This window comes from Marinobacterium lutimaris, assembly GCF_900108065.1.
Taxonomy (GTDB): Bacteria; Pseudomonadota; Gammaproteobacteria; order Pseudomonadales; family Balneatricaceae; genus Marinobacterium_D; species Marinobacterium_D lutimaris.
On record NZ_FNVQ01000001.1, the window covers coordinates 94309 to 115991 of the forward strand.

Genomic DNA, 21683 nt, shown 5'->3' on the forward strand with positions numbered 1-21683 from the left:
AAAAAGATTTACGAGCAAGGAGTGGCTTGATGGCGATCTCATCAGTTCAAGGCTATGCCGCGGTGTCCGGGGCTTATCGCTCAATGCAGGGTATCTCGGCAGGTGCGATGGAAGGAGAACGGGCGGCAATGGCTGGCCGTGCGGCGGCATCTGCCGACCGGGTGCAGCTGTCAGCCGAAGCGCAGCAGCTATCGCGCTCCGCGTCGGTATATAGCATGGAGACTGCTGCCGGCAGGCGTGAAGTCGACCTCGACAGTTACTTTGCTCCTGTCACGGAAGTGACCGATCTGGATAGCCAGTTGGGCAGCCTGTTAATGCCTAACCCGGCTAACCTGAGTGCGCTGCAGGATCATATCTCCAAGGTCTTCCCCGATTTCCTGAGCGCCAACGGCATTCCCGAAGCGCCGCAGTCGATTCGTTACGATAACGCCGGGCAGCTTCTGCTTCCCGACGATTACCCCTATGCCGATCAATTAACGGCGGCGCTGGAAGATAACCCTGCCATGGCGAGGGAGTTGCATACCGCAGCGGGCCTCGCCTCTCATGTCGCAGCGCTGCAATCCCTGGAGCCTTTCCACCAGGAAGCTGCTCGGGCACAATCCCAGGCCGAAATAGACGCACTGGTCGATAAATACAGCTATCTCTTCGGCGCCGATCGCAGCTATCCGTCGATTGCGCTGCACTTTAGCGGGGAGGGAGTGCTGAGTATCAAGGCTGATGGAGAGTCGATGCTGGCCTGAGGTCGCAATGAGCTCTTTTAAAACCTGGGCCTGGCGTTTTCTTTAGTTCGCTGATCTGGAAAATCCGATGCAGTTCAACCCACCCCTGGAGCGCGTGACCCTGTTGCGCCGTTATAAACGTTTTATGGCCGATGTGCGCCGCCAGGACGGCAGCGAAATCACTGTTCACTGTCCCAACACCGGTTCCATGAAAAACTGCGTCCTGCCCGGTGTGGAGCAAGCGGCGCTGATCTCCGATAGCGGCAATCCCAAGCGTAAATACCGGCATACGCTGGAAGCGGTGCAGGTGGCGCATGGCCACTGGGCGGGCGTGAATACCGCGCGCACCAATGCGCTGGTGGAAGAGGCGGTGCGCGCAGCACTTATACCTGAGCTTGACCCCGCCACGGGGGTGGAGCGCGAGGTGAAGTGTGGCGACAGCCGCTTTGACCTGGCGCTGGGCAAGCGCAGCGACCCGCATACCTTTATTGAGGTGAAAAACGTCACCCTGGGCCCAGGTCCTGACGATGAGGACGACGGCGTTATCGCCTTTCCCGACTCGGTGACCGAGCGTGGCCAGAAACATCTGCAGACGCTGATGCAGGTGGTGGCCTCGGGTAACAGGGCGGTGCTGTTCTTCTGTGTGCAGCACTCAGGCGCCACTGCGGCACGTCCGGCTGATGAGATCGACCGCCGTTATGGAGAACTGCTGCGTGAAGCGAAACAGCGTGGCGTTGAGATCCTTGCCTGGCAGGTGAGTCTTAAGCCCGACGAGTTTGTGCTGGCGCGCAATCTTCCGATATTACTTTGACAGGGTTGCAGATTTGTTTCTGCGCCCTTTCTTGTCGCATACAAACATACGCCCCGATTCTCTCTAACTCCCGCGATTCTTGAGCTGCAGCGAATTTGCCAAGATTCATCCTTTTTGTCGCAAATCGACATTGCCGGGACGTTGATAAACATCAGACTCCAATAAGCCGCCTATAACATCGCCTTTAAGTTGCACATTCCCTTTTCGGCATTGCTGGCCATAGGTTGCAGGAGAATAAAAGATGTTTTCAAAGAGTGATGAAATTCAGGGTTTCGATGATGCCCTTTGGGCGTCCATCCAGCGTGAAGCTGTGCGCCAGGAAGAGCATATCGAACTGATTGCCTCCGAAAACTACACCAGCCCGCGTGTTATGCAGGCCCAGGGCAGCGTGCTGACCAACAAATACGCCGAAGGCTACCCGGCCAAGCGTTACTACGGCGGCTGCGAATACGTCGATGAAGTTGAGCAGATGGCGATCGATCGTGCCTGCGAACTGTTCGGCGCTGATTACGCTAACGTTCAGCCGCACTCCGGCTCCCAGGCTAACGCCGCTGTTTACATGGCTCTGTGCGAGCCGGGCGACACCGTTCTGGGCATGAGCCTGGCGCACGGCGGTCACCTGACTCACGGTGCCCACGTTAACTTCTCCGGCAAAATCTACAACGCCGTTCAGTACGGTCTGAACGAAGAAACCGGCGAAATCGATTACGCTCAGGTTGAAGCCCTGGCGGTCGAGCACAAGCCGAAGATGATCGTTGCTGGCTTCTCCGCATACTCCCGTATCGTGGATTGGGCCAAGTTCCGTGAGATCGCTGACAAGGTCGGCGCTTACCTGTTCGTCGACATGGCCCACGTTGCTGGCCTGGTCGCTGCAGGCCTGTACCCGAACCCGCTGCCGTTCGCAGACGTGGTGACCACCACTACTCACAAAACCCTGCGCGGTCCGCGCGGTGGTCTGATTCTGTGCAAATCCAACCCAGACCTCGAGAAGAAGCTAAACTCAGCTGTGTTCCCGGGTGGCCAGGGTGGCCCGCTGATGCACGTAATCGCCGCCAAGGCCGTTGCGTTCAAGGAAGCGCTGGATCCGGCTTTCACCGAATACCAGACTCAGGTTGTTAAAAACGCCCAGACCATGGCTGACGTGTTCATCGAGCGCGGCTTTGACGTGGTATCCGGCGGCACCGACAACCACCTGTTCCTGCTGAGCCTGATCAAACAGGGTCTGACCGGCAAGGCTGCTGATGCTGCCCTGGGTCGTGCGAACATCACCGTGAACAAGAATGCGGTACCGAATGACCCGCAGTCACCGTTCGTGACTTCCGGTCTGCGTATCGGTTCTCCGGTTATCACTACCCGTGGTTTCAAGGAAACCCACTGCCGTAGTCTGGCTGGTTGGATCGCTGACATCCTCGACGTGCTGAACGACGAAGAGAAGCTGGAAGCGAAGATCACCGAGGTTAAAGCGCAGGTCCTGGACCTCTGTGCAGATTACCCCGTCTACCGCTGATCACTTTGAGGGCTGAGCGGGCCCGACCGGGTCCGCCCAGCGCTCGAAGCGCTCTGAAAGTTAGTTAAATGCCGCAAATGCGGCGCAGGTGTGGAGCTGACGTTATGCAGCGTTATTCTGGATTTGGACTGCTAAAGCACAGTCTGAGCTATCACGAAAACTGGCAGCGGGTATGGCGCAACCCGACGCCGAAGAAAAAGTATGACGTCATCATCATTGGTGCGGGTGGTCACGGCCTCGCGACCGCTTACTACCTGGCTAAAGAGCACGGTATTACCAATGTCGCAGTGTTGGAAAAAGGTCACCTGGGTGGCGGTAACATCTGCCGTAACACCACCATCGTGCGTTCCAACTACCTGTGGGATGAGTCCGCTGCCCTGTACGAACACTCCATGAAGTTGTGGGAAGGCCTGTCTCAGGACCTGAACTACAACCAGATGTTCTCTCAGCGCGGTGTTTACCACACCTGCCACACCCTCGGCGATCTGCGTACCAACGAACGTCTGGTCTACGCCAACCGCCTTCAGGGCGTTGACAACGAAATGGTTTATGCCGATCAGCTGCAGAAAGAGATTCCTGCGCTGGATTGCTCCAAAGATGCGCGCTACCCGATTCTCGGTGCTTCCGTACAGCGTCGCGGCGGTAACGCCCGTCACGATGCGGTAGCCTGGGGCTACGCCCGTGCCGCTGACGCCCTCGGTGTTGATCTGATCCAGAACTGCGAAGTTGTGGACATGGAAATCAACGACGGCAAGATCACCGGTGTTAAGACCAAACAGTACGGCGTGATCAAGGCTGACCGCGTGGGCTGTGTCACCGCTGGTAACTCCGGTGTGATGGCGAAGATGGCTGGCTTCAAACTGCCGGTGGAATCTCACCCGCTGCAGGCGCTGGTTTCCGAGCCGATCAAGCCGTTCCTGGACACCGTTGTGATGTCTAACCACGTACACGGTTATATGAGCCAGTCCGACAAGGGTGACCTGGTCATTGGTGCCGGTATCGATGGCTGGGTTGGTTACGGCCAGCGCGGTTCCTACGGCATCATCGAACACACTATCCAGGCGATCGTCGAGCTGTTCCCGCTGACCAGCCGCGTACGTATGAACCGCCAGTGGGGCGGTATCGTTGACGCGTGCCCGGATGCGAGCCCGATCCTGTCCGAGACTCCTGTCAAAAACCTGTTCTTCAACTGCGGTTGGGGTACCGGTGGCTTCAAGGGTACTCCGGGTTCCGGCAACGTGTTCGCGCACACTCTGGCACACGGCAAGGCGCATCCGCTGGCGGAGCCGTTCTCCCTTAACCGATTCAACACCGGCGCACTGATCGATGAACATGGCGCCGCTGGCGTTGCTCACTGAGGACTGACAAATGTTGCATATCTATTGTCCGCACTGCGAAGAGCTGCGCGAAGAGGAAGAGTTTCACTGCTCCGGTGAGGCGCACATCGCGCGTCCCCTGGACCCGGATAACTGCACCGATGCGGAGTGGGGTGAATACATCTTCTTCCGTAAGAACCCGCGCGGTATCCAGCACGAGATGTGGTACCACACCACCGGTTGCCGCAAGTTCTTCAATGTGACCCGTGATACTCAGACCTATGAGATCAAAGAGGTCTACAAGATTGGTGAGCAGCCCAAAGTGGTTGCTGAAGGTTAAGGAGCGGAGAAAATGAGCCAGAAAAATCGCCTCCAGTCAGGAGGCCGCGTCGACCGTTCCAAGGCGTTGACCTTTACCTACAACGGTCGTCAGTACAAGGGTTACCAGGGTGACAGCGTTGCATCTGCGCTGCTGGCCAACGGTGTCGATATCGTTGCGCGCAGCTTCAAGTACAGCCGTCCCCGCGGTATCGTCGCTGCCGGTGCTGAAGAGCCCAACGCAGTACTGCAGCTGGGCGCTACCGAAGCGACTCAGGTGCCTAACGTTCGTGCTACCCAGCAGGAGCTTTACAACGGTCTGGTGTGCAGCGCTACCAACGGCTGGCCGAGCGTTGAATCCGACTGGATGGGCATGATGGGTAAACTCGGCGGCAAGATGATGCCTCCCGGGTTCTACTACAAAACCTTCATGTTCCCGCAGTCCATGTGGCCGACTTACGAGAAGTTCATCCGTAAGGCTGCTGGCCTGGGTCGTGCGCCGACCGAACGTGACGAGGACGAATACGACATCGTAAACCAGCACTGCGACCTGATGGTTGTAGGTGCAGGTCCTGCCGGCCTGATGGCGGCCCTGACTGCTGCGCGCAGCGGTGCCCGTGTCATCATCGCCGACGAGCAGAGCGAGTTCGGTGGCCACCTGCTGTCCAGCCGTGAGCGCATCGAAGGCAAGCCGGCTGCTGAATGGGTTGCGGGTATCGTTGCCGAGCTGGCCAAGCTGCCGGAAGTGACCATGCTGCCGCGTTCCGTAGTGAACGGCTACCATGACCACAACTTCCTGACTATCAACGAGAACCGCACCGACTATATGGCCGACAAGGCTCCGGAAGGTCAGGTTCGTCAGCGTATGCACCGCGTTCGCGCGCACTGGGTTGTGCTGGCTACCGGCGCCCACGAGCGTCCGCTGGTATTCGGTAATAACGACGTGCCGGGCTGCATGGTTGCGTCTGCTGTATCGACTTACATCAACCGTTACGGCGTAGTACCGGGCAACAAGCTGGTGCTGATGACGACTAACGATGGCGCTTACCAGACCGCACTGGACTGGGCTGACGCAGGTCGTGAAGTCGTGGCCGTGGTTGATACCCGTTCCAACCCGCAGGGTGAGCGCATCGAAGCGGTACGCAAGCGCGGCATCAAGGTCATTACCGGTAGCGGTGTGATTGATGTGCAGGGCAAGAAGCGTGTCAGCGGCGTTAGCGTTGCAGGCCTCGACGCCAAGGGCGAGAAGGTCACCGGTAATGTACAGCAGCTGAGCTGCGACACCGTGGCAAGTTCTGGCGGCTGGAGCCCGGTTGTGCACCTGTCCTGCCATGCCGGCGTGCGTCCGGTCTGGAGCGACGAAGCGATCGGTTTCGTACCGGGTCCGAGCGTGCAGAACCAGCTGATCGCCGGTGGCATCAGCGGTACCTACGCGCTGGACAAGGTCCTGGCTGAAGGCGCCAAAGCCGGTCAGGAAGCAGTGGCCAAGCTGGGTCTTGCGGCCTCTGAAGTCGCTCTGCCGAACGTTCGCAAGGTTAGCGAAGGTACGCCGATGGCGCTGTACCACATTCCGCACACCAAGCCGACTTCGCGTGCGCCGAAGCAGTTCGTCGACTACCAGAACGACGTAACCGCTGCCGGTATCGAGCTGGCGACCCGTGAAGGCTTTGAGTCTATCGAGCACGTCAAGCGTTACACCGCGATGGGCTTCGGTACCGACCAGGGCAAGCTGGGTAACATCAACGGTATGGCTATCACCGCTGCGGTGCTGGGCAAGTCGATTCCGGAAACCGGTACCACCGTGTTCCGTCCGAACTACACCCCGATCGCCTTTGGTGCCATTGCTGGCCGTAACTGCGGCCCGCTGTTTGAGCCGAAACGTTTCACCGCGATGCACAAGTGGCACGTGGAAAACGGCGCCGAGTTCGAGGACGTAGGCCAGTGGAAGCGTCCCTGGTACTACCCGAAAAACGGCGAAACCATGCAGCAGGCGCTGGATCGTGAATGTGTGGCTACCCGTGAAAGCGTGGGTATCCTCGACGCGTCTACCCTCGGCAAGATCGATATCCAGGGTAAGGATGCGCGCGAATTCCTCGGCCGCGTCTACACTAACGCTTGGGCCAAGCTGGCTGTCGGCAAATGCCGTTACGGTCTGATGTGTGGCGAAGATGGCATGGTATTCGACGACGGTGTGACTTCATGTCTGGGTGAAAACCACTTTGTCATGACCACCACTACCGGTGGTGCAGCACACGTCATGGAATGGCTGGAACTTTACCACCAGACCGAATGGCCGGAGCTGGAAGTGTACTTCACCAGCGTCACCGACCACTGGTCGACCATGACCATCTCCGGTCCGAACAGCCGCAAACTGCTGTCCGAACTGTGCGATGACATCGATCTGGACAAGGACAGCTTCAAGTTCATGGATTGGCGTGAAGGCACCGTGGCTGGCGTTCCGGCCCGTGTGTTCCGAATCTCCTTTACCGGTGAGCTCTCCTTCGAGATCAACGTTCAGGCTAACTACGGTCTGCACGTCTGGGAGAAACTGTTCGAGCACGGCGCCAAGTACAACCTGACGCCGTACGGTACTGAAACCATGCACATCCTGCGTGCCGAGAAGGGCTTCATCATCGCCGGTCAGGACACCGACGGTTCCATGACCCCGATCGACCTGGGTATGAGCTGGTGTGTATCCAACAACAAGCCGTTCAGCTACATCGGTAAGCGCGGTATGGCACGTGAAGACTGCGTCCGCGAAAACCGTAAGCAGATGGTTGGTCTCAAGACCAAGGATCCGAAGGTTGTGCTGCCGGAAGGTGCACAGGCGGTTGCCGATACCAAGCAGCCGATTCCGATGGATCTGCTCGGTCATGTCAGCTCCAGCTACTGGAGTGCCAACCTGAACCGTAGTGTTGCGCTGGGCTTCATCAAAGGCGGTCTCGACCGCATGGGTGAAACCGTTTACTACCCGCTGGCCGATGGCCGCGTGATCGAAGCTGAAATTTGCAGCCCGATCTTCCTCGATCCGAAAGGGGAGCGTCAGAATGTCTGAAGCAATTGCACCTGAAAAAGAAGTCACCAACGTGGCTGTAATGAACCAGCTGCCGAGCGGCGCCATCCGCGCTGAGTCTCCGCTGCATCACGCTGAACTGGACAAGCTGGCCGCGCGCAACCCGCGCGGCGGCGGTGTCATTCTGCGCGAACTCAAGCTGCTGGGTCACCTGACCCTGCGCGGTTCCCAGGACAACGCGAGCTTCATGGCCGGCTGCGCCGAGGTACTCGGTGTCGCACTGCCGACCAAGCCGCTGACCTCCGTCGACAACGGCAGCGTCTCCGTTCGCTGGCTGAGCCCGGATGAGTGGCTGGCTGTTGTGCCGATGGACCAGGCGTTTGAGATCGAGCGCAGCCTGCGTGCAGCGATCGAAGGTCACTTCCAGGTCGTTAACGGCAGTGGCGGTCAGACCATCATCGAACTGTCCGGCCCGAACGCCGTGGATGTGCTGAAAAAGAGCACCATCCTGGATCTGCACCCGAGCCAGTTCCCGGTGGGCAAGGTTGCCGGTTCCGTTTTCGCCAAGGCCTCCGCACTGGTGCGTCGCAGCGGCGAAGACACCTGGGAGCTGGTAGTACGTCGCAGCTTTGCCGACTACATCTGGCTCTGGCTGCAGGATGCCAGCCGTGAATACGGTCTGGTCGTTAAAGCCTGATCGGTTTTTTGGGAGTGCCGCGCTGATTCCGCCAGACCAGCCGGCACCCTTTTTTCTGTTGTGTAAGGAGTAGGCCATGAGCTCTCTGCCCGATTCCTGGATCTTTACCGCCCAGTGCCCGAGCAAACTGGGTACCGTTGATGTGGTGACCCGCTTTATGGCGGAGTCCCAGCATTACGTGAACGAGATCCACTCATTCGACGATCGTGTCAGCGAACGTTTCTTCATCCGTATCGAGTTTCAGCCCGGAAGCGAAGGGTTTACCCAGGAAGCTTTCGATGAACAGTTCGCGGCCCGCGCTGCGGAGTTTGATATGGAGTGGAGCCTGACCGCGCCCGGTCACCGAGAGCGGGTGGCGATTCTGGTGTCCAAGTACGATCACTGCCTCAACGATCTGCTGTTCCGCTACCGTACCGGACAGCTGAACATCGAGGTGCCGGTGATCATCTCCAACCACCCGGATCTCCAGCACCTGGCGGATTGGCACGGTATTCCGTACTACCATCTGCCGATCACTGCGGACACCAAGCCGCAGCAGGAAGCACAGATCCTCGAACTGCTTGATAAGTACGAGATCGATCTGGTGGTGCTGGCGCGCTACATGCAGGTGCTGTCACCAGATATGTGTGAAACCCTGGATGGCTGGGCGATCAACATTCACCACTCTCTGCTGCCGGGCTTCAAGGGCGCACGTCCTTACCACCAGGCCTGGGAGAAGGGCGTGAAAATGGTTGGCGCCACCGCCCACTACGTGAATAACGACCTGGACGAAGGCCCGATCATCACCCAGGGCATCCAGAGCGTGGATCACGCTCACTATCCTGAAGACCTGGTTTCCAAGGGGCAGGACGTCGAGCGAATCACCCTGTTCAATGCTGTACGTTACCACTGTGACAAGCGCGTGTTCCTCAGCGGACGCCGCACCGTGGTGTTCAGCAACTGATCTGACTGAATACATCCGTTTCGTTGTTGTTTTTGACCGGGCCTCAGTGCCCGGTTTTTTATTGCCTATCGTCAGCGCGTTAGACGAGGAGGTGGAGAAGGCCCTAGCTGTCCAGGGTCGGTTGTGCCGTTTACCGGTTCACTGCACTGTCAGAAGTTGCCGATAGAATGTGGTTGTAGCATTGTGGTAACAAGCTTCTCCATAACGACTCAGCAGTAGGCTCTCCATGACAGCATTCTATAACTCCATCGAAGAGACAGAAGGGCACGAAGTACTCGCGTCCGTACATTGCCCAATCGCCGCCCGCATGGCAGTGGATCTGGGTTTCAACTACGGCATGGTAGGGGGCTCGGTAGCATCCCTGAGCATGTTGGGCACGCCAGACCTGATGCTGCTCACCTCCACCGAACTCTGTGATCTGGTAAAACGCACCAGCCAGTCATCCACCCTGAAAATCATCGTCGATGGCGATGCGGGCTACGGTAACGCGCTCAACACCATGCGAACCGTGGTAGAGCTGGAGATGGCCGGGGCCACCGCCGTTACCCTTGAGGACACCAAACTGCCGATCTCCTACGGGCAGACGAAAACCAAGCTGATCTCACCCCTGGAGCAGCTCGATAAACTGGCAGCCGCGCTGGATGCCCGTAGCTCAGACCGCTTTGGCATTATCGCGCGTACCCAGGTGGTGGCCGGAGAAGAGATTGAAGCCGTTGCCGACCGCGTGTTCCAGTATTCCGAAGCCGGTGTCGACGGTATCTGCCTGGCGGGCGTTACCGACCCCGAACAGCTGGAGGCGATCTCCAAGGCAAGTGCCAAGCCGAAGATGCTGATCACCTACGGCAAGGCCAATACCCTCACCGAAGAGAACTTCAAAAGCTGTAATGTGAAACTGCTGCTGAGCGGGCACTCACCGTTCGAGGCGTCCATCGTTGCGGCATACAAGGCGCTCTCAGCCCTGGCCGGCAAGGATATCCCTGGTGATGAGCTCAAGTACGGCGAGATAATCGGCAAGTACACCGAGAAGGAAAGGTTCGATCGTTCCATCAAGCGCTACCTGAAAATCTCTGAATAAGCCGGCCATATCCGCTTAATGCCAGCAGGCGTATCCCTACCCCTTAAATAAGAGGGGAGGGGCCGGCTGGTGACGATCTAAAGCTTGTCAGATCTCATGTCCGGTGGAATGACTCGGCCCATCATCAGGGGCGTTGGACATTGAATGAGACTAGGCCGGCCAAGCAAAATCTCACCTTCAGTGAAATGATTCGTACGGTTTCTCGCTTAGCCTGAAACCGATAGCGGGAGTGCTCTATTAGACACGAAGAGTCATGAAGCACAGCGACAACTGTGAACGGACGGGGAATCCATTTCATGCGTTAGGTTGAATCAGCCAAGGTTCACTTTGCTGTAGGCATCAATGATATGTTGGACATCATTTTTCTGTCCTTGCTGTATTCTTTGATAGTGATTTAGCGTTTGATTTAAGTACTCTTGAGCCGATTCATAATGCCAAATTTGGTCTCCGACTCTGGTAATGCTTTTATTATTTATGTTATCGGATGAAACTAAAATAACCTCATAGAAACGCTTGTTTTCTTTTATTAATGCTTCATCTTTTAAGCCAAAATTAAGCTCTATTAGTTTTTGTCGCAAAGAGAAGTGGTGATGAACCGGACATAGTAAAAAATCGATGTTTAATTTTGGGTTTCTTGTGCAAATTGACTCAACAAATTTAGCGGTTAAATCGCCACCAACTCCTGCAATTATAACTAAATGATTGTCATCATAACGTTGCAGCGGGAGTAGGGATGCATCTAAGCAGTGAGTTTCCCATACTGAACCAGAAAAGAATCGTTTCAATTTGGTTTCTAGTTCATCGATTAAATCCGGCACAATATCAACAAAATGAACAGTAGCTTTTGTTTGTTTGGATAATAAGGAAGCCCCTAGAAAACCATGATCGCAGCAACAGTCCCAAATGTGTGTATAGTGGGCGCCGACCATTTTCTCGACTAGTTTTAAACGGTTGCTAAGTTTCAAGCCTTACCTGCTTTGTGTTTTTAAAAACGTATTGTAAGTGTTTTTTCGTTTATCCAGGTAGGTAGGGCTCCCCTCAGGGAAGCCCTACCTGCTGTTTCAGGTAACGCTGTGACGCGTCACCCTATTTCCAACACGTCGTTGACCCAGCTGAGGGCGGCCATCACGGCAGGGAAGCCGATGGTGCTGACGAGTAGCAGCACGGCGTGGCGAATCTCGTCGGAGCTGGCACCGGCATCGCGGGCGCGGCGGGCATGGCTATGCACAGCACCCTCGGATCGGATGCTGACGGCGGCGGCGAGCTGGATAAGCTGGGCGCTTTTCTCGTCCAGCGGGCCTTCGTCCCGCGCCGCCTTGCCGAGTGCGTCGACGGCACCGGCGAGGCGCTTGTAGCGGTTGCGAAACTGCACGTAGTTCTGCGGAAGCTGTTTGTCTGCCATGGCGGCACCTCCTGGGCTGATGCCCGTGAAAAAATGGGGATGAAAAATTGGCACTGACCCCCTTTTCCTCTGGTTGTACACCCTGTTCGTTAAAAGGCGCAAATTATGCCTGGCCTGATATGACGAACCGCCGCTGACCAAAAGGTTTCTTCGTGGGGGTTGTTTCCTGACTGTAAAGGAAGCAGGCCTGTACTGTAGGCGTCGCGAACCGGCACAAAGTAGTCACGAAACAACCTATCAGAAGGGGACTGCTCAGTGCACAGAGCAGACGTTCTGGGGATCGGGCACCGGTGGTCACTTTCGACCCAAAGCCGCCGCTCACGAAATGAGTGTTCATAACTGATTCTATCCGAAATGGACGTTTTGAACCCTTGTATTTATATGCATGCCGGGGAGTTAAAAAATTAACTCTCATTCGATTGCGGCAGGGGTGGATGTTTGATGAGTGCGCTTGGTTGATCGATTGGAAACAAGTATCCAACAACCAAGGGTTAGCGGAGCGCAGCCTACCCATTGATACCAGGCGGCTGGCTCTCCAAGTAGCCAATAGGCGACCGCCAGCGTCACCAAGGGTGCCAGGGAGTTCATGGCGACTGCCTTAGAGATTGGAATGCGACGTATAGCTTCGACCCAAAAAATCTTCGAGACACCAAATATCAAAATACCGTTGATCAGTATCCAGGGTGCGGCAGCCAGCAGATCGGACGTTGAAGGTAGGGGCTCTAGCCAGAGTGCGAGTAAACAAATTACGGTCAGGCTTATACAGCTGCGCAAAAACAGAATGCTGGAGGCGCCAACGTATTTGCGAGCGCGTTGCATATGGTAATTGGCGATGGGGGGAATGATAGCGGCGAATAACAATATCAGCTCCCCGAGACCCAGAAAGCTGGCGGAATTCGGAGCCAATACGATGATGGCACCGGCGACCATGACGCCAGCACCGACGACTTGCCGGCGGGTCAGGCGCTCATGCCCAAGAACTCTTAAAAGCAGCATGGAGTAGAACACTTCCATCAGCAGTAAAACGCTGGTTGTACTGGCGGGCACCATCGACTGGCCCCAAAACACCAGCCCGTAGAACAGCACTCCGATACCCACACCTGATATCAGTGAACTGGCCAGGGCTGTTTTGCACAACAGGTCGCGCCATTCACCCCTGAGAGTTAGTAGGACTGCGAAAAATATCGCCGTTACGAAGGCACTCAGGGCTGCACACATCAGTATCGGGATATGCTGATAGGCCTGTTTGGAAATAACGGGTAGCAGTCCCCAGAGTGCTGCAGCCGCCATCATGTAGAGTTCGCCGACCCGTGCCTGATGCATCATAGTTTTTCGTTACTTTTCTGAAGGGTTAGTAAGGTAGATGTTGAGAATCAGACGCCGAACATTCTGAATAGGAAATAGTATATATAGTGATGCTATTTAGGCCATATAGAGCATGGCCGAGCCATCACAAAAAAAGGGCTGTGTAATACAGCCCATAAACCCAACAACTAAGCCAACAACTTAACTAATAACCAAGCGTTGGGGTTACAGACCGAGAGCCGACACGAAAATCTCAGCCTGAGGCAAATCAATACTTGATCTTTTAACGCAATAGTTCACTCTGCAAACCATATTTTTTCTGAAAACTTGCCAGCGCCTTCCCAGCATCGACCTGAGCGCCCACAAAGATCTCGAAGGCATCTATTCCTTGATAGATGAACAGGTCGAACCCAGACATCAACCTTAAACCATGGCGATTGGCTTCGATCAGGAACTCGGTATCCAAAGGAGTGTAAACGGCGTCAAATGCCCACTGTTGGCCGCCGAACAGTTCTTTGTCCAAGGGAATCCCAGGGCTTTTGTAATGGCCTACTGGAGTGCAATTGACGAGTCCATCAACGTCACGGGCTATATCCGCTATTTTTTCCTTGTCGGCGACACTGGCTTTAAAACCTTTGGCATTTATCGCCTCCGCGAGCGAGTGTGCACTGTTTACATCCAGGTCAGAAATAAACACCTCAGTGGCACCTACTTCAAATAGACCAAATGCGATTGCACGACCAACGCCACCTGCACCAATCAATAGCACTTTACCCGCGGGCTCTTCTGCGAAGCGGGCGCGATAGCCGCGTATAAAACCTGAATAATCGGTGTTTGCCGCAATGATGGATTCGCCAAATAATAATGTATTGGTCGATCCCACGAGTGCTGCCGAGGGTTTAATTTTATCCGCAAGTTTTAATGCGGCCTGCTTGTATGGATAGGTCACATTACAGCCGCGATAACCGCTTCTCACCAACTCGGCCAAGGTTGCTTGCAAGGCGGCTGGCGACTCGTTGTCTGGCTCATGGAGTTGGTAGTCGAGCTCATATCCGTAAAGGTCTCCCAGTAGCTTGTGCAGGTCTGGTGAGCTCGATTGGGATATAGCACGACCTACGAGGCCCAATTTGATCATAAAAGGTACCTTTATGAGCTCTTTCAGGCCAGCGGCCTAAAAGAGCTTCAGAATAAACGCGGATATTTCGGTCTATTTCGTCGATTAGACGTTATTCGTTATGCATCGCGGGATGCATCTGAACGACGTTTTTTGAGCATCACTTTCCAGATTGGGAACTGCGAAATAAGAATCAAAATAACCACCGAAAAAAGCACCACGGATAGAGGGCTGGAGAATAGGTTTACGAAAAACTCGCCGATATCGCCACGCTCGGAGATGATCGCACGACGCCAGTTATCATCCACCAAGCGGCTCAGTATGACGCCGAGGATTACCGGGCCAACCTGGTAGCCGTACAGCTTCATGAAATAGCCCAGCACACCAAAGCCCAGCATCCACCAGATATCGGCCACAGAGTTGTTGATAGCATAGGCGCCGACAATCGATAGCACGAAGATCAGGGGAATCAGGATCCCTTTCGGGCATTCGACGATGCGCGAAAACAGCTTGATGCCGGTGAGACCAAAGATCAGCACGAAGATATTAGCCAGGGTCAAATTGCCAACAGTGAACCAGAACATCTCCGGGCGCTCGGTCAGCAGCATGGGACCAGGGTTAAGACCATGGATGAACAGTGCACCGATAAACACCGCAGTAACCGCATCCCCCGGAATACCCAGGGTCAGCATCGGAATGTAGGCACCACCAACAGCTGCGTTGTTAGCAGACTCTGGCGCAATCAGTCCCTCTTTTGCACCTTCTCCAAACGGTACTTTCGGATTTTTCGTAGTCCTTCTGGCGTAATCGTAGGCCATCAAAGCGGCGATATCGCCACCCGTGCCGGGCAGGGCACCGATGATGGTGCCCAGAATCGAGGACTGGGTGCCCAACGGCAGGTATTTACGTACGTCCGCCCAGGCTGGAATGATGCGATCGAGCTTCTGTTTCAGTGCCACCTTGTCGAGGTGATGCAGTTGCATCAGCGCTTCCGAGAGGCCAAACATGCCGATCATCACCGCCACAGGGTTGATACCGTTCCACAGCTCTACAGCACCGAAAGTGAAGCGCTCTTCAGCGGTAAGCGGGTCCAGTCCAACGGTGCCGATCAGTATGCCCAAGGCACCGGCGAAAATCCCCTTGGTCAGACTTTCACCGGAAAGTGAGCCTACCAGCATGATCCCCATAACGCCCAGCATCATGTAGTCGCGAGGCTGGAACGTCAGAGCAAACTCACTGATAGACGGAGCGGCTACGGCCAAAATGAAAATGCCGATAAAGCCGCCGACCACCGACATTACGGTGGAGAGACCGATAGCCCGTCCGGCCTCACCCTTTTGCGCCATGGGGAAACCGTCCAGTGCGGTGGCAATGGCCGAGGGCGCACCGGGAATGTTGAGCAGGATGGCAGTTCGGGAGCCACCATATACGCCCCCCATGTACACGCCTACCATTAGACAGAGGGCGTTGTTGATATCCCATGAGAAGGTGAATGAGATCAGGATCGACACCGCCATAGTGACGGAGAGTCCCGGGATTGCACCTACGTAAATACCCAGGAAGGTGCCCAGCGCGACTAGAGCAAGCAGCTGTGGCGATACCCAGGCCATTGAAAAGTATTGCAGTGCCTCAAGCATCGTTAGTTCGCTCCACTGTTAAAGAGATCGACGATGACCGCCATGATTTCACGCTCCGGGATGATTCCCTCGGGCAGGACCACCTTGAACACCAGTCGGAAAACAACGTAAACCAAGACCAAGATCATGGCCGAGAGCAGCAGTGTGCGAATGGTGCCACTGCGGTGGAGAAACTTAATCGTCAGAAACAGGAAGGCCAGTGCGGTCAGAATGAAACCCAGGGTGTTGAGTACGACTGCGAACAGGAAAATGACCGCGATCATCACTGCGACAACTGGCGGCAATATTTCCTTGAAGAAATGGCCCTGAACCTCAGTCGGTAAGCGCAGGTTCTGAATACAGGATACACATGAAGTGATTACCATCAGCGCGGTTGCCGCTAGCGGTAAAGCGCCGGGTGAACTGAGAGATTCGAATCCTGAGATGCTATAGGCCTTCCAAAAGAGGAAGCCACTCAGAATTACCATCAGGAATCCGAACAGTGTTTCGCCGGGCTTCGTGTAGATATGCTGGGTATGTGCCATGGTGATAGATTCACTCTAGTTATAGTCGGTTGGGGTGTGCAGCCAACCAGCGGAGCCGGACGCAAGGCCCGGCTCTCGGTTGTATTACTCGGGGCGTTTGATGCCAAACTCTTCGGGGGAGTGCTTGGCGAAACCAGCGTCATATACGATCCATGAAGAGACGGAGCGGTAGTTTTCTAGGAACTGCTTCGCTTCGTCACCGGAGACGTTCATGATGCTGAAACCTCGCTTGTCCATCAGGGCTTTGAAGTCCGGTTGCTCAGCTGCCTTGGTGTAAGCGTCGACCAGTTTTTCAACCGCCTCATCGGGTGTGCCCTGCTTGATGAAGACACCGAAGAACGGTCCCCAAGGAAGGTACTTATTGAAGCTAGGGAACTCCTCAGTAATTGGTGCTACTTCAGGCAATAGATCGTTCGCTTGGGTGTCGACTAGGCCAATGACCTTCATACGACCCGCTTTGATATGTTCAATTGCCGCGCCAAGTACAGCGGGCATGATGTCAATAGCACCACCCTGAAGTGCAGTCAGCGCAGGGCCATCGCCGTCATAAGGAACACCGGTGAATTCTACGTTGGTTTCTGCCTTAAGCATGGCTAGCATGATGGAGGTCAGACCGCCGGGACCGGTGGAGCCGGTTTTGATTTCGTCAGGGTGATTTTTGGTGTACTCGACGAGCTCTTTCATTGTGTTGAAAGGTGCGTCGTTGCGAGCCACGAAGATTGGCGTACCGCGTGCGAGTATGTTGATAGGAATCATGTCGCTGTAATCGATATCGGCCAAGCCCAGTACTTTGTACATCTGGGGATTCTCGGCACCCATTAGCAGGGTATAGCCGTCGGCCTTCATCGCGTTGACATACTTGGTAGCTATCGCTCCGACACCGCCAGTTTTATTGGTCATGATAATGTCACGACCCAATACGTCTTCGGCATGAGGGGTTACCGAGCGCATAACTGTGTCTGTAGAGCCACCTGGGCCCCACTGAATGATGCCTTGCAGGTCTTTCTCTGGATATTCTGCCATGGCGTTGCCAACAACCAATCCAGCGAATGTGATACCCGCGAGTGTCTTGATCAGCGTCTTTTTCATACCGTTTATCCTTCTTCTTATTGGACGAAAGCCGTTTAGGCCTGTTGTTTCGCGGGGCGCGTAGCCTAGTTGTCATGGCTTGCGGACCATTCGGGTCTTGCAGTCTCCCCGTTAGCTATGAATTGTGCCTCGATATAAAATTACGTCAAATACCTATAATTGCCAGTTCTATAACATGATGTTAATTTTTGACATCAACGCTTTAACGTTTGCTTTGTCAAAAGATAGTGGATTTAGAGAGGCTGGCTATGTCGAAACGTCAACTGACGCTGCGTCAGATCGAGATTATTCGTGCGATAAAAGTAGCGGGTTCGATTATAGGAGCTGCGCGGCTATTGAATGTTTCTCAGCCGGGTCTCAGCCGAACCATGAAACATGTTGAATCGAGTCTCGGGATCAAGCTGTTCACCAGAAGCGGAGGGAAATATACGCCGAGTGCAGAGGCCAGCACTATCTTTGCCCAACTGAATGACCTCTATAAAAAACTCAATGATTTGAATACGTCGCTTAACCAGCTTGAAGATGGGCGCGGCTTCGAACTGACATTTGGTTCCGTACCAAGTATTGCAATGTCCATGGTCCCTAGAAGCCTTCGCCGAATTAGCGAGCGACATCCTGACCTCCATATCAATGCCGAGACACTGAAACTCGAGGAAGCGATCGATTATCTATTGTTGGGGCGTGGGGAGTTTGTTTGTATGAGTTATCGGTTAAACCACCCTGCCATCGACTTTCAGCCTCTAGAAGAGGGGAAACTGTGCTGTGTTGTCCACCGTGACCATGAGCTGGCCAAGCTGGATAAAGTGTCGGCCGAACAGATCGCGCGATTTCCATTGATTGGTATTGATCCAGCCGACCCATACGGACAGATTTTGGATAGCGTATTCGCGCAGGATGATGTCCAGTACGACCTGAGATTTCGAGTACGGTTTGGCTTTATGGTGTTGGGGTTAGTCAAACAGGGGCTGGGAGTGGCAATCCTTGATAGTTTTTCATTAGCTGATGTTGGAGATGAATCCAGTGAACTGAGAGTGATTCCTCTTGAAAAACCAGTAAGGTTCAAAACCTATGTGGCGATGCGGAATGATGGTGAGCTCTCAAGTTTCGCAGAGTCGTTTATTGATGCGATGAAAACGGAAATGGGTCAGAAAAGCTTTACTTGAAAACCTATTGATCTGCTCGTGTTTTCCCAAAACTCATGTTTGGCTTCAGGCCTAAGTCTTTCATTTAAATCCAGCGATTCTTCAGAGTGTCATCTGGATTTTTGCCTGGATTGGTTAGTTGTCGGTGCACTTTAGCCTGGAGGGTGAGGTTATCCGCAGATCAACGTGGCCAAATCCCATTTTCCCCCCTCACACACCCGATCGATCGTCGCTGCTGGCGCTGACGTTCGGGTGTGGGGGCGTCTGCAACAGAACTCCCAGGTGGTGTGCTGTTGTCTTCTATGAAGAAAGCGTTAACGACGACTGGAACGACCGGTAGGGTGCTGACTGTGGGGCCTGCAGGGGTGTTCGTGTTGGTGCAACAGGGGGCTTCGGGCATTCCATTGGTGCGTTGTGCTGCATGAAAAGGCTATATAACCGATTGAAAACAGGAATACGCCGCTGCGGCTTGATTATTGCTTGGTCAAGCTGCATTCCTTTTGGTGGTGATCCTTATGAATTTGTCTTCCTCCATGAATCGTCAGACGCTGGCCTGTTCGGGTGTTTTGGCGTCAGTTACCCTGGGGCTTGAAGAGTTCATCGATCGGCAGGGTGGAAACAGTCGTCAGGTTCTGTCGCGCTCGGGTTTGAAGCCGGGCCTCTATAAGGAACCGAATCGGCATATCTCTCTGAAAAGCTACTGTCAGTCGATACACGAAGCTGCGCGTTCCACCGGTAATGAGCACTTCGGGCTCTGGTTCGGTGAGCAGTTCGGTCCCGAAGGGCTTGGCCTGTTTGGCTACTTTGCACTGACCGCGCCGGATCTGCGCTCAGCCATCGACGGTATGCAGACCTACTTCCAGGTGTTTCAGCGCAACAGCCTGCTGAACTTCGAGGTGGATCAGGGCATCTGCAGACTGGAATACCGTCTGCTGGATGGTGATATTGTCGACCGCAGGCAGGATGCCGAGCTGACCGTGGGCATGTTCAATAATGTATTGAGTCGGGCCTTGGGTGAGAGTTGGGCTCCGCTGGAGATTCACTTCCAGCATCCCGCCCTGGTGGATGCGTTACCGCATTGTGAGGCGTTCGGCTGCGAGGTTAAATTCCAGCAGTCCCGTAACGAGATACTGTTCCGAGAAAGCTGTCTGGATCAACTGATGCCGGACGCCAACCCCATGCTGAATAATGTGGTACGCGGTACCATCGCCGATCTCGTCGGTACAGCACCGCAGATACTTTCAACGGCCCAGCGGGCGCGTAGCGAAATTATCGAGCTGCTGCCGCAGGGCGAAGCCTGTATCGATCAGGTGGCCCGCCGCATGAGTCTGTCCCGCCGTACCCTGCAGCGCCAACTCTCCGCTGAACAGTACTCTTTTAAAGCCCTGGTCGATGAGCTTCGCGAGGAGCTGGCGATCTATTACCTTGAGTATGACCGCCTGAGCATATCCGAGGTGGCCTATCGGTTGGGTTATTCGGAAATCTCCGCATTTACCCGCGCATTCATGCGCTGGAAAAATCTCTCTCCCAGCGATTGGCGGGCACGCTGATCTGCTGACTCGATCTGCTGGCGGGCAGATTGGCACCGAATGTCAAAAGACCGTATTCAGCGGTCAAACCTGTTAAGCCTAATTACTGAGACACTGCTTCCATCCCACAAACAAAAGGAGGGAAGCAAATGTCTACTCAACCTCACCCCCTGGCCTCTGTCTGGAACTGTCCGGCAGAAAACGCACTGGAAGAGGCGCATATCTTCCTGGAGCGTCACGGCGTTAAATATATCCTCGCGCAATTCGTCGACATGCACGGTGGCATCAAAAGTAAAGCGGTTCCGGTGCATTGCCTGAAAGATCTGGTCGAGTCCGGAGCAGGTTTCGCAGGTGCGGCTGTCCTGGGCTTCGATATGACTCCCCAGGATCCCGAATACATGATGCGGGCGGACCTTTCCACCCTCACGCTGATGCCCTGGCTGCCCGGTTATGCCTGCATCCGTGGCCATGGCTGGGTCGGTGATGAACTGTTCCCACTGGATTCGCGCAATGTGCTGGCGGTTCAAACCGGGCGCCTGGCCGAGCGCGGCCTGCGCTTTATGACCGGGATGGAGCCTGAGTTTTACCTGCTGAAGCGGGATGAAAACGGCTCGGTTGTTCCGTTCGACAATACCGACACCCTGGACAAGCCTGCCTATGATTATCAGGGCCTGACCCGTAATGCGCCCTTCATTGAGGGGCTGCATCAGGCGCTGGCCGGCATCGGTCTGGATGTTTATCAGATCGATCATGAAGACGCCAACGGTCAGTTCGAACTGAACTTCAAGTACGACGAGGCGATCAAGTCGGCGGATAACATGCAGTTCTTCAAGATGGCCGCTAAAGAGGTGGCCAACGGCCTGGGTGGTATCTGCAGCTTCCTGCCGAAACTCAGCGCGACCACTACCGGCAATGGTATGCATGTGCACTGCTCTCTGGAAAACGCTGAGGGCGACAACATCTTCCAGGATGACAGCGACCCCAGCGGTATGGGGCTGTCGAAAACCGCTTATCAGTTTATTGCCGGCGTTATCGAGCATGCCCCGGCTCTGGCAGCACTGCTGTGTCCGTCGGTGAACTCCTACAAGCGACTTGTCCGAGGTGCACCCGGCAACCCCAGCTGGGCGCCGGTGTTTATCACCTACGGCAACAACAACCGCTCGGCGATGCTGCGTATCCCCTACGGTCGCATCGAGGTACGCATTGGCGATGGCAGTATGAACCCCTATCTGGCGGTGGCTGCAATCATTGCGGCGGGTCTGGATGGTGTGGATCGTGAGCTGTCGGCGCCTGAGGCCCATGCCATCAACTTCTATGAGCTTTCTCCGGCACAGGTGGATGAGCTCGGGGTAGGGCGTCTGCCGGAAACCCTTAACGATGCTCTGAATGCGCTGGAGGATGACAAGTTCCTCTGTGAAGCGCTTGGCGAGCGCCTGGTCGGCAGTTTCCTGAAGATGAAACGTAAGGAGTGGCACGAGTACCACAGCACCGTTTCCGAGTGGGAACTCAACCGTTACCTGACCTTTTATTGATAAGGAGTTT

Annotated in this window: 19 protein-coding genes; 12 read left to right on the plus strand and 7 right to left on the minus strand. The window is 55.0% G+C overall.

Annotated features, from left to right (window positions below; all coding sequences use genetic code 11):
- The first annotated feature begins 29 nt into the window (after nt 1–29).
- The 9 genes from C4S72_RS00450 to C4S72_RS00490 all read left to right on the plus strand — a co-directional run bounded on the left by C4S72_RS00450 (nt 30) and on the right by C4S72_RS00490 (nt 10399).
- Nucleotides 30–740, plus strand: a complete 711-nt coding sequence (locus C4S72_RS00450) for a hypothetical protein (RefSeq protein WP_104001124.1) — start codon at nt 30–32, stop codon at nt 738–740.
- Nucleotides 741–807: 67 nt separating this feature from the next.
- Complete coding sequence (gene sfsA / locus C4S72_RS00455; RefSeq protein WP_104001125.1) at nt 808–1530, plus strand: DNA/RNA nuclease SfsA; 723 nt, start codon at nt 808–810, stop codon at nt 1528–1530.
- A gap of 241 nt (nt 1531–1771) precedes the next feature.
- Complete coding sequence (gene glyA, locus C4S72_RS00460) at nt 1772–3037, plus strand: serine hydroxymethyltransferase (RefSeq protein WP_104001126.1); 1266 nt, start codon at nt 1772–1774, stop codon at nt 3035–3037.
- A 104-nt stretch (nt 3038–3141) separates the two neighbouring features.
- Nucleotides 3142–4395, plus strand: coding sequence for a sarcosine oxidase subunit beta family protein (locus tag C4S72_RS00465; protein WP_104001127.1), 1254 nt, complete (start codon nt 3142–3144; stop codon nt 4393–4395).
- Between the two features lie 10 nt (nt 4396–4405).
- The gene (locus C4S72_RS00470) at nt 4406–4693 is read left to right on the plus strand and encodes a sarcosine oxidase subunit delta (RefSeq protein ID WP_104001128.1); all 288 of its coding nucleotides are present in this window, start codon (nt 4406–4408) and stop codon (nt 4691–4693) included.
- 12 nt (nt 4694–4705) lie between these two features.
- Nucleotides 4706–7726: a sarcosine oxidase subunit alpha gene (locus C4S72_RS00475; protein WP_104001129.1), complete on the plus strand. Its 3021-nt coding sequence runs from the start codon at nt 4706–4708 to the stop codon at nt 7724–7726.
- Nucleotides 7719–8381: a sarcosine oxidase subunit gamma gene (locus C4S72_RS00480; protein WP_104001130.1), complete on the plus strand. Its 663-nt coding sequence runs from the start codon at nt 7719–7721 to the stop codon at nt 8379–8381. The genes C4S72_RS00475 and C4S72_RS00480 overlap by 8 nt, the downstream gene beginning before the upstream one ends.
- 76 nt (nt 8382–8457) lie before the next feature.
- Nucleotides 8458–9324 (plus strand): formyltetrahydrofolate deformylase, encoded by an 867-nt coding sequence (purU, locus tag C4S72_RS00485; protein ID WP_104001131.1) that lies wholly within the window; start codon nt 8458–8460, stop codon nt 9322–9324.
- Nucleotides 9325–9550: 226 nt separating this feature from the next.
- On the plus strand, nt 9551–10399 hold the full coding sequence (locus C4S72_RS00490) for an isocitrate lyase/PEP mutase family protein (RefSeq protein ID WP_104001132.1): 849 nt from the start codon (nt 9551–9553) through the stop codon (nt 10397–10399).
- A 311-nt stretch (nt 10400–10710) separates the two neighbouring features.
- Here the strand turns inward: C4S72_RS00490 and C4S72_RS00495 are convergent, their stop codons facing one another.
- The 7 genes from C4S72_RS00495 to C4S72_RS00525 all read right to left on the minus strand — a co-directional run bounded on the left by C4S72_RS00495 (nt 10711) and on the right by C4S72_RS00525 (nt 17470).
- Nucleotides 10711–11364, minus strand: a complete 654-nt coding sequence (locus tag C4S72_RS00495) for a tRNA (adenine(22)-N(1))-methyltransferase (protein ID WP_104001133.1) — start codon at nt 11362–11364, stop codon at nt 10711–10713.
- 116 nt (nt 11365–11480) lie between these two features.
- Nucleotides 11481–11855 carry a carboxymuconolactone decarboxylase family protein gene (locus tag C4S72_RS00500; RefSeq protein ID WP_235009004.1) on the minus strand — a complete coding sequence of 125 codons (375 nt, stop codon included), beginning with the start codon at nt 11853–11855 and terminating at the stop codon, nt 11481–11483.
- Between the two features lie 357 nt (nt 11856–12212).
- Nucleotides 12213–13127, minus strand: coding sequence for a DMT family transporter (locus C4S72_RS00505; RefSeq protein WP_104001135.1), 915 nt, complete (start codon nt 13125–13127; stop codon nt 12213–12215).
- A 262-nt stretch (nt 13128–13389) separates the two neighbouring features.
- Entirely contained in the window at nt 13390–14241 is an 852-nt protein-coding gene (locus C4S72_RS00510) for a shikimate dehydrogenase family protein (protein ID WP_104001136.1), read from the minus strand.
- Between the two features lie 98 nt (nt 14242–14339).
- Complete coding sequence (locus C4S72_RS00515; RefSeq protein ID WP_104001137.1) at nt 14340–15857, minus strand: tripartite tricarboxylate transporter permease; 1518 nt, start codon at nt 15855–15857, stop codon at nt 14340–14342.
- Between the two features lie 2 nt (nt 15858–15859).
- On the minus strand, nt 15860–16381 hold the full coding sequence (locus C4S72_RS00520; protein ID WP_104001138.1) for a tripartite tricarboxylate transporter TctB family protein: 522 nt from the start codon (nt 16379–16381) through the stop codon (nt 15860–15862).
- A gap of 84 nt (nt 16382–16465) precedes the next feature.
- Nucleotides 16466–17470, minus strand: coding sequence for a tripartite tricarboxylate transporter substrate binding protein (locus C4S72_RS00525; RefSeq protein ID WP_104001139.1), 1005 nt, complete (start codon nt 17468–17470; stop codon nt 16466–16468).
- A 248-nt stretch (nt 17471–17718) separates the two neighbouring features.
- Between C4S72_RS00525 and C4S72_RS00530 the strand changes: the two genes are divergently transcribed.
- The 3 genes from C4S72_RS00530 to glnT all read left to right on the plus strand — a co-directional run bounded on the left by C4S72_RS00530 (nt 17719) and on the right by glnT (nt 21673).
- On the plus strand, nt 17719–18633 hold the full coding sequence (locus C4S72_RS00530) for a LysR family transcriptional regulator (protein ID WP_104001140.1): 915 nt from the start codon (nt 17719–17721) through the stop codon (nt 18631–18633).
- Nucleotides 18634–19127: 494 nt separating this feature from the next.
- Nucleotides 19128–20162, plus strand: a complete 1035-nt coding sequence (gene qhpR / locus C4S72_RS00535) for an AraC-like transcriptional regulator QhpR (protein ID WP_104001141.1) — start codon at nt 19128–19130, stop codon at nt 20160–20162.
- A 128-nt stretch (nt 20163–20290) separates the two neighbouring features.
- Nucleotides 20291–21673 carry a type III glutamate--ammonia ligase gene (gene glnT, locus C4S72_RS00540; RefSeq protein WP_104001142.1) on the plus strand — a complete coding sequence of 461 codons (1383 nt, stop codon included), beginning with the start codon at nt 20291–20293 and terminating at the stop codon, nt 21671–21673.
- Nucleotides 21674–21683: the final 10 nt, after the last annotated feature.